The organism is Lactobacillus sp. UMNPBX17 (assembly GCF_002553735.1).
GTDB classification, from domain to species: domain Bacteria; phylum Bacillota; class Bacilli; order Lactobacillales; family Lactobacillaceae; genus Lactobacillus; species Lactobacillus gallinarum.
This window is the reverse complement of record NZ_PCYT01000184.1, coordinates 1-416: the sequence shown is the minus strand read 5'-3', so window position 1 is coordinate 416 and position 416 is coordinate 1. Positions and strand designations below refer to the sequence as shown.

General features: G+C 30.0%; 1 protein-coding gene. It reads left to right on the top strand.

Annotated features, from left to right (window positions below; all coding sequences use genetic code 11):
• On the top strand, positions 1-416 hold a 416-nt coding region (locus CP368_RS10210; RefSeq protein WP_233185896.1), incomplete at both ends, for a DNA-3-methyladenine glycosylase I.

The window sequence follows — 416 nt, the reverse complement described above, 5'->3', positions numbered from 1 at the left end:
TGGAAAAAATTCGTTGTAGTTGGGGAAATAGTAAGAATTTACTCTACCGAAAATACCACGATGAAGAGTGGGGTAAGTTAAATCTAGATTCAACCTACTTATATGAAATGCTTGTATTAGAAAGTTTTCAATCGGGATTATCCTGGGAAACAATTTTAAATAAACGTGAAAATTTTCGAAAGGCATTTGCAAATTTTAACTATCATAAAGTAGCCAAATTTAATGAAGCTGATTTTGAAAGATTGATGCAAGACAAAGGAATTATCCGTAATCGACTAAAGATTAATTCTGCAATTAATAATGCGAAAGTTTTAGTTAAACTAGAAAACAACAATCAAACTTTCAAACAAATTCTAACTAAGTTTATCCCTGAACCAATTAATCACCATCCTAAAAAAATGGAAGATGTTCCTACT